This is a genomic window from Mycoplasma hafezii (assembly GCF_049942695.1).
In the GTDB taxonomy this organism is placed as follows: Bacteria; Bacillota_I; Bacilli_A; order Mycoplasmatales; family Metamycoplasmataceae; genus Mycoplasmopsis; species Mycoplasmopsis hafezii.
On record NZ_CP187940.1, the window covers coordinates 401,760 to 416,589 of the forward strand.

Below are 14,830 nucleotides of genomic sequence, written 5' to 3' on the forward strand. Positions count from 1 at the left end.
TTATTTAGAGATTAATTTAACAGAAGGGTGGAATTTGTTTAATGTCTTAACGCTTTTATCCTTAACAAACTCAACAACTATTTCGTAGTTGTTTACATCAATAACTTCACCTTCACCAAATACTACGTGAGATACGATATCTCCAACAATAATGTTTTTATTAATTTGTTTTAATTCTTCTTCGGTTTTGTCGTTATCATCAAACGCATTATCATGGTTTGTTACTAAGATAACATCATTAATATCAATTCCCATTTCTTCGATAAAACGAGAAGGTTTTTTATTAATTTCAGTACCAATAATTTTTCCACGTGCATCTGAAATAAATAACTTTTTACGTGCTCTAGTTACTGCTACGTATGCTAATCTACGTTCTTCTTCTAAGTTGTCAGCAACATTATCAGCAAGGTTTTTATCAGAGAATAAATTTGTTCCTTTAACAGCTTTTACATTAGGGAAAATTCCTTCACTAAGACCAACAAGGAAAATGTTGTCATATTCAAGCCCTTTTGCTGAGTGAACTGTCATTAATGAAACATAGTTAGGAATGTTATCGTACTCATCAGAAGCACTCATTAATGCGACTGTGTTTAAATAATCTTCAACAGTTTTACCAGGGTTTTTTTGCTCTCAAGTTTGAATTGAGTTGATTAATTCCTTAACGTTATCAATTGCACTACCACGAAGGTTTTTGTTTCCTTCAATGTGTTTGTAGTATTTAATTTCTTGTAAAAATGAGTCTAATATTGTGCTGATTTTTTGTCTTCTTTGTCTTAATAAGGCACGATATTTTAAGACTGTTTTCATAAATGGATAAATACTTTTAGCAATAATGTTAGGTGAAACTGGTAATGTTTTTAAATCTTCTTTTAAACAGTTAAATAATGTTTTACGTTTTTCACGAGCATATTCATTTAATTTTTGTAAAGTAGCTTCACCAATTCCACGAGTTGGAACATTAATAATTCTTTCTAAAGCAACTGTTTGACCGTTTTCTAAAACTCATAAGAATGCAATTGCATCCTTAATTTCTGTTCTTTGGAAGAATTTTGTACCATTAAAGATTTTATGATTAATTCCTTCAGCAATTAAAGCTTCTTCAAATGGTCTTGAATAATAGTTTGAACGATAAAGGATTGCGATATTTTTAAGTTGGTTTTTTTGTTTTTTAAGTTCGTTGATTTTTTGAACAACTCAACGTGCTTCCGCTTCAACGTTAAAACCGTGATAAAACTCAATTGGATCACCATCTTCGTTTGAAGTTACTAAATCTTTGTTAAATCTGTTTTTGTTATGTTTAATAAGTTTATTAGCAGCTTGGAGAATGTTTTTTGTAGAACGGTAGTTTTCATCTAAAACTACTGTTTTTGCAGTAGGAAAATCTTTGTCGAAATTTAAAATTAAGTTTACATCAGCACCACGTCAGTTATAAATAGTTTGGTCAGGGTCACCTACAATTGTAATGTGTGTGTCTTTACCAGCGATAGCTTTAATGATTTCATATTGCTTAATTGATGTATCTTGGAACTCATCGATTAAGATATATGAAAAACGTTTTTGATATTCACGAGCAATGTCTTTACGACGTGATAAAAGAATATGAGTGTGAATAATTAAATCATCATAATCAAGTGAGTTTTTAAATGCAAGCTCATTCATATATTCTTGGTATACTTTTGAAACATATTCAGAAGCTTCATCTTTTAGTTTATCTGCAAGTTCTTCCATTGTTAAGTCTAAGTTTTTAGCTCAAGAAATATATTGAAGCATACTGCGATAACTAATTTCGTGTGTAGAAATTCCTAAACGGTTATAAATGTTTTTTAAAATTTGAATTTGGTCTACTTCATCAATAATTAAGAAATTACTGTGAAAACCAAGTGCACGAATATGTTTTCTTAAAATCTGTGCACATAAAGAGTGAAAAGTATAAATTTGAATTCTTTCGGTAGTAGAATTGACATATCTGCTAATCCGATCAGACATTTCGTTAGAAGCTTTATTAGTAAAAGTAACTCCTAAAATATTTTTAGGAGATATTCCTAAATCATTAATTAAATAAGCAACTTTTCTAGTTAAAACTTTAGTTTTACCTGAACCAGCACCTGCGATAATCCGCAATGGTGTGTCAAAGTACTCAACAGCTTCTCTTTGTTTGTCATTGAGACCTTCGAGTAGATTAATCTTCTTTAAAATCATAATTCTCCAATTGTTCTATTTGATTAGATACAAAGTATTTATATTTACGTTGATTATTATAAAAAGGTAATAATTCAACATTTGTTTTATTATCAAGTGGTTGTTTAAATTTAGCATCAACTACACGAGATTTTGAAAAAAAGTCAATTAATGTTAATCTTTTTTTGTTTAGCATACCGAAGCAAAAACCAAAGAAGTTAACAAATAAAATGATATTAAATGACATAATAATAAATTGAATAATGAATTTATTAAATGTGGTGTCTTTAATTAAAGATGTTACACCTTCTTGAGTTTTCTTTTCTCATTCGATGTCACTAGGTCAAATTGAAGCTAATAAAACGATAAAAACAATATCCATTGCAAAAATAATTAAAATGTTTCGTTTTAAAATAGTTGAAACTTTGAATGTTTTGGTTTTATTATCAATCATTTTAATTCTTAAAATTAAATAGCCTAGGGTTGCACCTTTTGTGATAATTGGTGTACAGATAAAGTAAAAATTTAACCAAACTAAAATTAATACTATTGGTAAGTAGTAATTAATAGGGTTAAAAATTTCCCCTTTGTTTTGTAAAAGTTTTACAAAAACAGCAGAGAAACCAATAATAAGAACTCAGTCAATAACATTCGCTACTAATCGGCGAAGCATTGAAGCATTTTTGTAGAGCATTATTGTAATGTATCTAAAATTTTCACTTTACTTAGTTCTTTAATATCACGACCTAAAAGTTTTGCTTCAGCAGTTCCTTTTAACATATAAATGTTAGAAGTATTGAAGTTAATAAATTCACTAGAATCTTGCATTTTCGCAACTAAATCTGAGTGTTTTTGAATTGAACGCTCTGAACGTTTTTCGTTAAATTCACGATCTAAAAAGTTAAATGTTTTATATAAGTATGATGTTTCTGTTAAAAATGCAGTGATTAATAATTTTAATAAGTAATATTTTGCATATCTTAATTCTTGGTTTAATTTTAATCCTTTAGAATTGAAAATTTGTTCAACTGAATTCATTGAAATTAAAAAGTTTTTTGAATTAAGTCACATATCTGAACCAAAGTATTCACGGTAAATACGATAATCAACATACATATATGATTTAGCTTCAAGCATTAATAAATAAACAAAATATGAACATAATTTAGAATCGTTTGTAAATTCAATATTGTATTTTGCAGCTTTTTTAACAATAGATTTTTTATAAATTTTGTTAAAAATAAATGGGAATGTATATGCAAATACGTTCGAACATTGTGGTAATGGATATAAACATTCAGGTTCTAATCTAGCTGCTGGCTTAAAACGAACACTTCCAACAATTCTTGGTTTAAATTCTAAAATATCAACATCTTTTTCTTCAGCTGCTTGAATCATTCTTTCTGTGTAGTATTTTTTAAGATTATTATTACTGTTAACCACAGCTACATAATCACCTTTTACAAGCTCAAAAGCACTTTTTAAATTATGGTGATATGAGTTCTGTTTAGTGTTAAAAAGTACAACTAAACGTTTTCCAAAGAAATCTTTATGTTCTTCTATAACATCTAAGATTCCTTTTAACTCTGTGTTTTTATTGATGCATAAAATAACTTCAAAATCTTGGTTTTGTTGGTCCTTTAAGTCTTTTAAGTATCAGTCTACTTCTTTAGCAGAATTACCTACTAGTGATATTAAAGATAACTTCACATTAACCTCTCTTTCAAAATAAAAACTATATCGAAAAATCTATATAGTTTTAACTAATAAAATTTTACCACATTGACGCTAAAATTAGCCGAGAAAGTGGTTGCAAGTAATAAAAAAATGGTAAAATTTACATTTTTACCATAGCGGTATTTTAACTAAATTAAAGGTTTATTTCAATTAGATAAAAATCTTCCAATAGTGGTTTTATATAAATACAAGTGTTTCTTTAAAAAAGGTTATTAATAATACACAAAAACTCACAAGATATATATAACAATTAAAATACTATTTTGTGGTAGTAATTAATTTTTAGTTCACAAATATACGTATTTTTATCTATTTATGCAAATATAAAACTTATAATTCGATTAATATGAAACTTTAAAGCGATTGCATAAAAAATGGTTTGTAAATTTTGAGTTTAATTTATTAATTTAATTTATGAAAATAATTTCAGTTTTTCCATATTTTTTGATAAAAAAACACTAATTTAATTTAATAAAAATTTATAAAAATATAATTTTATATATAAATAATATATTTAATGTCACAATGGAGAAAATATGAAATTGAAAAGAATATTAAAACTAGTAATGATAACATTACCTATTATTCCTGTTGTTTTCGTTTCATCATTAAACTATTCAAATAATGATGTAAATGACTTTATAAATAAAAATAATTTTGATGATCTTTTTCAAATGTACTATCAAAAATTAGGTGTAAATAAAAATGAAAGAAAAACATCTAATAATATAGATTTAAATTCTAACTTTAATAAAGTCGGAATTATTGAACTCGCAGACCAAAAATTCGATAATAATCTTTATTCTACAAAAAATAACTTTCATATAAATTATGTCGGAAATCTAACAAGCACAACTAATGAAGATAATTTAAGACACGTAAGTGCAGTAGCTTCCATTATTGGTACTGATTTAGGTATAAATCCGAATGCTAATATTTTTTATGCCAAATCACCATATGGTAAAGAAGAGAAACTAAAATTATTATCTACTCTAAAAGACAAAGGTGTAAATATTGTTAATATGAGCATAGGCTATCCTTATAGATATTATAAGTGGAGCGATTTAAATGAAAAACGTAGAGATTTGCTTACAGATGAAAAATTAAAAAAAATTTTAGATTTAGTTACATTGAACAATATGATTACAGAAATAAATAACAATCCTCACTTATACGAAGATTTAACAAACTGAAAAACAGTTATTGATAGTTTTACAAAAACGCACAATATGATTTTTGTAATTTCATCTGGTAATTCTTGAGATGAACATATGAGGTTTGTTAAAATAGCAGATAGAATTAAAAATAATATCGACGAATATAAACAAATTTACGTTAATTACTTTGGAAATTCCAACGAGAAATCTAATATATTATCTTCTCTAGAAAAAATTAAAGCCAAAAAGACAACAAAAGATAATAGTGAATTAACAATAATTGATTCAGAAATTGCGAAAAAATTGTGAGAAAAGGATAATGCTAATATTAGAAAAGGAATTGACAGTTTAGTTGATTTCTTTAGAAATCTATTTAATATTCCAGCTTCTGAAAATGCAATCTACGTAGGAGCTGTTGATTATAATAATAGACCAACAAACTTTACACAATTTGATAACTTGCAGTCTATTAATCCTTTAGTTTCTGCTTATGGTGAGTCGTATTGAAAAGATGATGTTTTTATTGGTAAAAAACTTAATCCAGAAGCTAAAAGAGAATATAAAATAGAAAAATTAAAAAAAATTATCATCTCAAATCCAAATGTACAAAAAAATCCGATTATTAACCAACTATTATATACCCTAGATTTCAACGGAACAAGTATGTCAGCACCAATGATTACTGGACTTCTCTCGTTATTCCAAACACAAGTTAAAAAAGAATTGACAATAAATGAAGCTAAAATATTACTAGTTTCATCAGCAACGTATGGTAATACTCATACAAGAAAATTCAATACGGATAGTATAAATGGTTCAACAACAGAAGAATGATGAAAGAAGAATCATTCTAAAAGTAAAACAGGTTATGGAATTCCAAAATATTTTGTAATGAAAAATATTTGAGAAAACAAGAAAAATTTTAAAAACATAAATCTCAATACATCTAATAAGAAATTATCTGATTGAATGACTGCAGATAATAAATTTCATATTCAAATGTATTTGCCATTAAGCCCTAACGAATCAATCAATTGAATTAAAGTTACTGCGACATTTAAAAATTTATATTTTTCCGATTTTCAGAGATATTTCTACAATAATTTAAACAAATTTCATATTGAAAAATCTGATTTAGAAATATTTAGATTATTGTTTGAAAAATGTAAAAATTCTGATGATTTAGATAAAAATAATTTTTTAGATATATACTCAACTTTAAGTAAAAAAACTAATTCTGGTAGTTCTATCAGATTAAAAACTAGCGACTCTAAATACTCTACAGTTGAAAAAACAATTCATGGTCATTATGATTGATTTAATGCTTCTTTTGATGTTAGGTTAGTTTTAAAACAATTAATGTTTGTTTATGACTGTTTAGTAGATATTAAAAAAGAACACTGGTATTTATTTGGAAATGATCTATACTCTCAAAACCAAAAATTCGATTCTGTTTGAAATATTATTAGTTCTATATACAAAAGTTTTATGGATAGTCAACAAGACATTTATTTAAATTATGAAATTATTCAATAATATTTTATGAAAAACAAAATTTTATTTTTAGGCTCTGCATTACTTACGAGTCTACCTATTTCAATAATAAGTGCATCTTGTGACAAACAAACAGAACAAAGTGTGTATGATAAGAAATTGAATTTTTATCTTAAAGAATTTAAAAAAGTAGATAATACAACCAAAATTAATCGCATAAATGAATTAATAGAAACTATTAATTTGAAGGTAAAACAAAAAATTAATTTTAATATCGATTTTAATATTTCTGAAATTTATGATTTAAATAATTTGGAAGTTTTATTTAATAGTATATTAAATGCTTTAAATGAAGCGGATAAAATAAAGCTTACAGAATTTAGTTATGTGAATAGCCCAGAAGTTTTATTTAATCAACTAAATTCAATTGATAATTTTATTCTTTCTAAAAGACACTATGTCAACCTGATGGTTCAAAATTTGATTAAAGGGTTAAATAGAATTGTTTCGAAACACCCTTTTGTAACAAAAAATGATTTTTTCGAAAAACAAAATATCAAAGAAAACTGAATTTGAGCGAATTTGATAAATAATTTATTAGATATTTTTGCAAAAAGTAATTTTTTAAATCTTGATAGTTGATATTTTAATTCTAAATATTATAAAGACATTAAATTATGAAATTGAGAACCAAATACTTATAAACTACAAGTAATATATAGTAAGGAACGGATGGAATCGTTTTTAAATGATCCGAATACTGATAAGTTTTTAAATTTTTTAAGACATTCTTCAGATGCTTACTTAATCTTAAATAATGAATTATTCGACAACAAAAAGAGTCTTGTTTTTACAAATAAAGAAACTTATGATTTTAAAACTGACAGTAAATTGTTTATTGAAAACTTCGACCGATTATTAAATTCTTCAGAACAAAAAGAATTTATAAATGCATACAAAACAGAGAATGAAACGACAAACTTATTTTTACAACAAAAAATTTCTTGACCATTTTTAATTAATAATTATAAATATGGGTTTGAAGATTGAAATTATAATGAAGCAAATATAGGTGATGAAGAGAAAAAAGATTCTTTCAGTTTTTTTAATATAGCAAACTCATTTACGAACCTAAATAAAATAAGCATAAAAAAAATACAGTCAACTCCAGAATTATTTAACGAATTTACTAAAAAAGATAGCAGTATAAATAATTTAGTTATAAGATTGGCTTATACAGTTCTTTCTAGTTTTAAGTTCATAGATGGTTCAATTTATGATAAAGAATTAAAAAAACTTCTTAATAATTGATATAGCAAAATAGATGCTTGAAAGTATATTGATTTTTATGAAGTGGAGATGCAGATTGATTCAAAAGTTACCGAATTTAATACTATTTTTCCATTTTATGATTCACAAAATTTATATTCTGCAACTCTACCTAGTCGTTTTGAAATAAACAGATGATATTATGATGAAAACACAAACCTTACGGAGTTTATTGAAAAGTATGTTTCTATTTATTACTTATGGTACTCTGAACTAGCTTCTTTAATTTTTGATGGTACTGAAATAAAAAATCAATCTGAATTTGATTCAAAAATTATTGGAATTTCTAACAAAGTAGAAAAGCAAATCGAGTCTAAATATTCTGAAAGCAAAAATACTAAAAAAACTTTTTATGTTGCTATGACTAATATAGGCAATGTAAATAATAAAGCACTTACTTTCACTGACCTAGGCTCTATGACTAAAACACTTATTAAGAAAAATAATATAGGTTCAATTTCACAAGCTTATATTTTTGATAAGAATTTTATTAAGGAGCATAATTTAGAACTTTTTAAGAAACTCTTAAAGTAAAATATAAAAATACCAGCGTAATTTATACGCTGGTTTTTCATTCAATGTCTAACTTTGAAAAACATAGAAACCAAAAGACTGATATTTATTATAAGTGTTTTTTAACTAAATTAAAGGTTTAGTTCAATTTGCTAGAAATCTCCCAAAGGCGGTTTTGTTTTTTTCTAACTCTGACATTTCTTTAAAGTCGGTGCAGTTTTGACTATAAATTTCAAAAATTTCGTTTAATTTAGTAACTGCTTGACCTTCGAAAACATCCATTGTTTCATATTGTGAAAACATACTACGACTGTCTAGGTTGTTAGTTCCAACTCAAGCATATTTATCATCGATAATTCCAGCTTTTGAGTGTAAAAAGCAATTATTGTAGATTTTGACTTTTAATCCGTATTGCATTAAATATTTAAGTTGTTTTAATGTTACTTGGTAAACTAATTTTTTATCTGGTAAACCAGGAATATAAACAGTAACATCTACACCACTTTTTAAAGCTAAAATAATTTGTTTTTCAAGTGAATTTGTGATTGCAAAGTAAGGTGTTGAAATTTTGATACTTTGACGAGCTTCAGAAAATAATTTTAATCAATAATATTCAGAGTTCGAATAATCAAAAGAAGGTGAATCAACTACTAATAATGCGTTTGCATTGGTATTTTTGGTTTCTTGCTCACAAATTAATGAATTAACATCGAGTTTTTCACGTGTGATAATATCTCAAAAATGTGCAAATCAAATATTATATTTATTAACGTACGGACCTGAAATTTTGTAATTTAAGTCAATTCAGTGTCCGTATTTTTTACTTAAAGATGCATATTCATCAGAAATGTTATTTCCACCTGAATAAACTATTTTAGAATCTAAAATCACAAATTTTTGGTGATTGCGACTAAAACTAGTTGCGTTAATAAATGGATAATAAATTTTTCCAATAAAAAATATTTTTGCACCTAATTTTGTTAGTTTTCTAAGTTGCTTTTTCTGTGAAGGATAAACTCCAAAATCATCTACTAACCAGTAAACCTTAACTCCTTCAGCTAACTTTTGCTTAATAATATCGATAAATTCTGTGGTAATTTCACTTTTTTTAATGATGTAAGAAACTATTAAAATACTGTGTTTAGTTTCCTTAATATTATCGATTAAATCTTGGTAAAAGCGATATCCTTCATTGTAAAAAGTGTACTGTGCTGGTAATGGTTCGGTTTTATTAAACTTACTTAATGCTTCCATTACGTGATCGTTAAGTTTAGGAACATCGTTTTTAAAATAAGTTTCATATTGATATTTTGGATCATTGACAATTGCTAACTCGTGTTTGTTTACAAAAATTAATCCAAAAGTTAAAAATAAAATATGTCCAACTATTGGAAACAACATAATTAAATAAATTCAACTGATTTTTGCGTTTGTTTGTCTTTTTTGTGCATAAATAATGAAAACAAAAATAACGTTTAATAAATAGAAAGTAATTAAGAATAATCAACTTAATAAAACGTTAATTTGTAGCATTAAAATTGATAATCCAAAGATTAAACCAGCAAAAATTAATACTTGAATGATTACTGAGAAAATTTTAAGAAAATGTAGCTTGATATTTTTCATAATTATATTTTATAAAATTTCATAATAAAAAGCTATTGCAAGCAATAACTTTTTAATCTTCGTCTAATTGATCGATTCTTGTTTGGTGTCTTCCACCTTCGTATTCTGTTTTGATGTATTCATCAACGATTTTTTTAGCATCTTCAAAAGAGATTTGTCTTCCACCAAATACTAAAACGTTTGCATTATTGTGTTGTTTTGCTAAATGTGCATCTTCAATAGATGTAACTCTTGCAGCTCTAATTCTTTTGTGTCTGTTTAAAGCATATGAAATACCTAAACCAGTACCACAAACTCCGATTCCAAATTCAGGGTGTCTTGAGTCAATATAGTCAGCAAGTTCTTTACCTTGTGTAGCATAACTTACTGATTTTTCACCAGAATCAGGTCCAAGGTCAACTGTATCATATCCAAGTGAACGTACATATTCACCTAATTTTTGTTTTAATTCGAAACCAGCGTGATCGCTAGCTAATGCAACTACTTTTTTCATTTAAGTAATCTCCTTATTTAAAATAATTTTAATAATTATAAATCTTTTTGAACTTTTTAATATTGGCATTTACATAGTTAGTCTGCTTAAAGTTTAATTTTTGTCAAGTTTCTTAAAAAAATTATTTAATAAATATGAAAAAGATTCAATATGACAAAAAAGACTGTGGTTTATACGTTTTGAAGTATTTTTGCGACTTATATTTTTGAAATAGCCCAAATATAAGTGATTTAAAAAATGCTGCTTGATATGGTCAAAATGGTGTCTCAATTAGTGAACTAAAAAAACTTGCTGAAAAATATGGAATAAATGTGGAAAGTTATAATTGTGAGTTTGATAACCTTCTTAAATTAGACGCAAAAGAGTTTCCGATTGCAGTAGTTGTTAATAATCAAAATAATGCTCATTTAGTTGTAATTAAGAAAATTGTACATAATACGATTTATTTATATAACCCAGCTTATGGTGACCAAAAAATTGAAATTAATTTGTTTAAAAAGTGCTTTTTAAATGTCTTAATTAGTTTTAAGAAAGATCAAGCTAAAATCGAACAAAATGAATTCAAGAATAAAAAGCTAGTTAAAATGAATAAATTAAAAGCATGATTTTTGGTTATGCTACTTTGTGAAAGTGTGTTAGTTTTTGTTTTTCCATTTTTAAATAAATATTTATTACAAACTATATTGCCTAACAAACTTAGTTCGCAATTATTTTTGATTATTTTAACAATTGTTTGAATCACTTTAACATTTTTAGTTTTTAAATTAATTATGCAACGATTTACTAATGAATATTTAAAAAATGAATATCAAAAATATTATGAACAAACCTACCAAGTCTTAAAGAATAATAGATATAAATACTTAAATAAATTCAGCATTTTAGAATTAAAAAATAAATTTAACCTTTTTTATACAGTTACAAACTATAACTTAGTTTTTCTTCCGATGCTGATAAACAGTGTAGTTTGTGTCATATTTAGTTTTGTTTTGTTATTTAGAATTAACTTTTGGTTGCTAATTGCTATTATGGTTTATTTACTAATTAGCTTTTTATTATCTTGATGAAATAAAATTATCTATACAAATAATTACAAAAATTTAATGATTCAAAATTGAAAATATGAGTTAGCTTTTAGTAATTTATTAAATGGCTGAAAAAATGATGATGAAATTCATTTGTTGCAAAAATTAGAAAATGAACAATTTACGCAGTTTCATAATTTGCAAGCAGAATCGTTATTATTTAAAAATGAAAATACCAAAATTGGAATTTTGAATGATTTTTTAGAGTTAATTGCTCCCTTTTTAGTAATTATTGTTGGTTTATATCAAGTGTGAAAAAATGAGCTTAATTTTTATGATTTAATTTTCTTTATTAGTGCAGCTTCATTATTTACTAGACCTGTAAAAAATGCTTTACCTTTATTTACAATGTTCCAAGAAAATAAATGCAATCAAGAATTACTTGCTATTTTTGATATTCCAATCACAAATGATAATCACACTTGTCCAAGTAAAATCGACTCAATGATTTTAAGCTATATAGACTTTGATTTTATAGAAAATAAAACACGTAAGTTAATAAATATAGATCATTTAGAAATATTTGATAAGCATATTTTTCAAGGAAAAAACGGAAGTGGTAAATCAACTTTGTGCCGAATAATTTCAGGTTATTTACCAATTCAAAATGGTGAAATATCAATTAATAATGAACCGATTAACTTGTACTTAAATGAAAATTATCAAGCAAAGACCTTTTTGGTGACAACTAATAAAGATGAGATAAATTGTTTGATAACCGATTATTTGTGTATCGAATCGCTTGATTCGCTTTATCGATTCTTAAAAGTAAAAGGTTTAGATCAATGAATCGAATTATTAAAGGAAATACCAATTGAGCAAAATACATTTAATAGTATTTCTTTAGGTCAACAACAAATCATTAAACTTACTAAAATATTTATTTTTGATTTTCAAATTTTAATTTTTGACGAAGCTTTTGAATCACTAAGTAGCAAGACTTTTGAAACTGTTAAAGAAATCTTAATCAAACAATTGCAACATAAAATAGTTATTGAAGTAAGTCATAACAATAAATATATTTTTAATCAAGGATTAATCACTAATGTTTAAGCAATTATTTAAAAATTGATTTTATTTATTGATAGTTTTAATAACTATTTTAGCTTTTAGTTTGTTTTTATATTTTGTCTTGACTTATAAAATTGAAAAATATCATAATGCAATATTAGAAACGGAAGATGACAAACTTTATTTAAAAAACATTAATTGAAATCAGTTAACCAAAGATAATTACCAAGTTAATTTTGAAATAAATCATTTATTTTATTCTGAAAATATTGAAATTAATTCAAATATTGATGAAAAAATTCTAGTTAATGCACCTGATTTAATCCATTTAATGAATTTAAACAATCAAAAAATCTTGAATATTACATTAATACTGGACACGAAACAATTATTTTCACTTCTTTTTTAACAATTTATATATATATGTATTTTTATTAAACTATAATTTACATATGAATATTGCTAATAAAAAATCATTTATCACAGTACGAACAAGAATCAAGAATGTGGTAATTTATGAGAAAGAAATGGCTCAATTAGTAGAAAACTTAGCTAATTTATTTCACATCAAACAACAAATTATTTTAGATGTCTCAATTGTTTCACCTAAAAAAATTAGAGAATTAAATAATGAATATCGTGACAAAGACTATGTAACTGACATTTTGTCTTTTGACTTTGGAGATGGAGAACTTTATCAAGAAATGCCTATTTTACCAATTGGTGAATTAGTTATTTGTTGAGATAAAGTTGTGAAACAAGCTGCCGAATTTGGTCATTCAATTCGTAGAGAATATTGTTATTTATTTGCTCACGGTTTAATTCACTTAATGGGATATGACCATGAAATTGAAAATGAAAGAATTGAAATGAATAAATTAGTTGATGAAATTTTTGAACCACTCAAAATTACAAGAGAAGAGGAATAATGAAAATTGATATTAATAAATTAAGAGCATTATTAGAAAAATCATATGCACCATACTCAAATTTTAGAGTAGCAGCAATTGCTATTGACCAAGATGGAAAAGAACATTATGGTGTTAATGTTGAAAATGCTGCATATCCTTCAGGACTTTGTGCAGAACGTTCTGCATTATTTGGATCTGTTGCTTATGGTGGACAAGTTGGAAAATTTAAAGAAATCCACATTATTAGTCAAAAGAACGAAATTATTAGTCCATGTGCTGGATGTAGACAAGTTATGACAGAATTTTTACCAGCCGATGCAAAGGTTTACCAATACAGTAATGATGGTTTACAAATCAGAGTTAACACAGTTGATGAATTAGTGCCTTTTGGTATTCGTTCAGAAGATATTAAATAATTATGAAAATTTGTTTTGCAAGTATCATCGGAAGACCTAATGTAGGGAAAAGCAGCCTACTTAATGCGATTATTGGTTATAATGTCGCAATTGTAACAAGTACAGCTCAAACTACTAGAGATCAAATTACTGGTATTTACACCGATGATGAATATCAAATTATTTTTACCGATACTCCAGGAATTCACAAACCACAAAATAAACTTGGAGAAGCACTAAATAAAAACGCTTATGATGCGGTCAAAGATATTGATGTTTTATTATTTTTAACACCATCAGATGAAGTTTTAGGAAAAGGTGACCATATGATTTTGGATAACATTAAAAATGTTAAACACAAAATCGCGGTTATTTCTAAAATTTCAAAAATTAAAGGTAACATTAATTTACTACAAGAAAAAATCGCATCACTTGAACCATATAATTTTGAGCACATCGTTTCAACTGATGTGGATGATTTAAAATCAGTTGATGCTTTAATTGATTTAATTAAAACTTATTCATATGAAGGTGAACCTCCATATGACGTTGATTATGTAACAGATAAATCAATGCGTTTTATTGCAAAAGAAATTATTCGTGAAGCAGCGATTAATCGCTTATATCAAGAATTACCACACTCAATTGCGGTAGAAGTAAATGAATTTATCGAAGAAGATGACCATCTTACAATTGATGCCATAATTTATGTTAAAAAAGCAAGCCAAAAAGGAATGGTAATCGGAAAGAATGCATCAATGATTAAAAATATCGGAATTGATGCTCGTAAAAAAATTCAACACCAATTTGATGTACCAACGACACTTAATTTAAAAGTAAAAGTTGCTGATAAATGAATTGATGATGAAAAATCATTAGGGAAATTTGGATATAAATAATT

Annotated in this window: 12 protein-coding genes; 7 read left to right on the forward strand and 5 right to left on the reverse strand. The window is 25.7% G+C overall.

Annotated features, from left to right (window positions below):
• Genes ACPYPZ_RS01485 through ACPYPZ_RS01495 form a run of 3 tightly spaced genes read right to left on the reverse strand, consistent with a single transcriptional unit; the run spans window position 1 to window position 3,888 of the window.
• Window positions 1-2,199: an ATP-dependent helicase gene (locus ACPYPZ_RS01485; RefSeq protein ID WP_426461563.1), complete on the reverse strand. Its 2,199-nt coding sequence runs from the start codon at window positions 2,197-2,199 to the stop codon at window positions 1-3.
• A complete protein-coding gene (locus ACPYPZ_RS01490; RefSeq protein WP_426461564.1) occupies window positions 2,180-2,872 on the reverse strand; it encodes an RDD family protein in 693 nt (230 codons plus the stop codon). The genes ACPYPZ_RS01485 and ACPYPZ_RS01490 overlap by 20 nt, the downstream gene beginning before the upstream one ends.
• Window positions 2,872-3,888, reverse strand: coding sequence for a glycosyltransferase family A protein (locus ACPYPZ_RS01495; protein ID WP_426461565.1), 1,017 nt, complete (start codon window positions 3,886-3,888; stop codon window positions 2,872-2,874). Before ACPYPZ_RS01495 ends, ACPYPZ_RS01490 begins: the two co-directional genes overlap by 1 nt.
• A gap of 563 nt (window positions 3,889-4,451) precedes the next feature.
• Here ACPYPZ_RS01495 and ACPYPZ_RS01500 point away from each other — a divergent pair.
• Window positions 4,452-6,608: a S8 family serine peptidase gene (locus ACPYPZ_RS01500; protein WP_426461566.1), complete on the forward strand. Its 2,157-nt coding sequence runs from the start codon at window positions 4,452-4,454 to the stop codon at window positions 6,606-6,608.
• A gap of 6 nt (window positions 6,609-6,614) precedes the next feature.
• Entirely contained in the window at window positions 6,615-8,429 is a 1,815-nt protein-coding gene (locus ACPYPZ_RS01505; RefSeq protein ID WP_426461567.1) for a hypothetical protein, read from the forward strand.
• 105 nt (window positions 8,430-8,534) lie between these two features.
• Here ACPYPZ_RS01505 and ACPYPZ_RS01510 read toward each other — a convergent pair whose 3' ends face one another.
• Window positions 8,535-10,034 (reverse strand): phospholipase D-like domain-containing protein, encoded by a 1,500-nt coding sequence (locus tag ACPYPZ_RS01510; protein WP_426461568.1) that lies wholly within the window; start codon window positions 10,032-10,034, stop codon window positions 8,535-8,537.
• A 52-nt stretch (window positions 10,035-10,086) separates the two neighbouring features.
• Entirely contained in the window at window positions 10,087-10,527 is a 441-nt protein-coding gene (locus tag ACPYPZ_RS01515; protein ID WP_426461569.1) for an RpiB/LacA/LacB family sugar-phosphate isomerase, read from the reverse strand.
• 134 nt (window positions 10,528-10,661) lie between these two features.
• Between ACPYPZ_RS01515 and ACPYPZ_RS01520 the strand changes: the two genes are divergently transcribed.
• Genes ACPYPZ_RS01520 through era form a run of 5 tightly spaced genes read left to right on the forward strand, consistent with a single transcriptional unit; the run spans window position 10,662 to window position 14,828 of the window.
• On the forward strand, window positions 10,662-12,665 hold the full coding sequence (locus ACPYPZ_RS01520; protein ID WP_426461570.1) for an Mbov_0121 family peptidase domain-containing ABC transporter: 2,004 nt from the start codon (window positions 10,662-10,664) through the stop codon (window positions 12,663-12,665).
• Entirely contained in the window at window positions 12,658-13,032 is a 375-nt protein-coding gene (locus tag ACPYPZ_RS01525; protein ID WP_426461571.1) for an MAG1140 family protein, read from the forward strand. The genes ACPYPZ_RS01520 and ACPYPZ_RS01525 overlap by 8 nt, the downstream gene beginning before the upstream one ends.
• A gap of 43 nt (window positions 13,033-13,075) precedes the next feature.
• Entirely contained in the window at window positions 13,076-13,552 is a 477-nt protein-coding gene (gene ybeY, locus ACPYPZ_RS01530; protein WP_426461572.1) for an rRNA maturation RNase YbeY, read from the forward strand.
• On the forward strand, window positions 13,552-13,950 hold the full coding sequence (cdd, locus tag ACPYPZ_RS01535) for a cytidine deaminase (RefSeq protein ID WP_426461573.1): 399 nt from the start codon (window positions 13,552-13,554) through the stop codon (window positions 13,948-13,950). The genes ybeY and cdd overlap by 1 nt, the downstream gene beginning before the upstream one ends.
• Window positions 13,951-13,952: 2 nt before the next feature.
• Entirely contained in the window at window positions 13,953-14,828 is an 876-nt protein-coding gene (gene era / locus ACPYPZ_RS01540; RefSeq protein ID WP_426461574.1) for a GTPase Era, read from the forward strand.
• Window positions 14,829-14,830 lie beyond the last annotated feature (2 nt).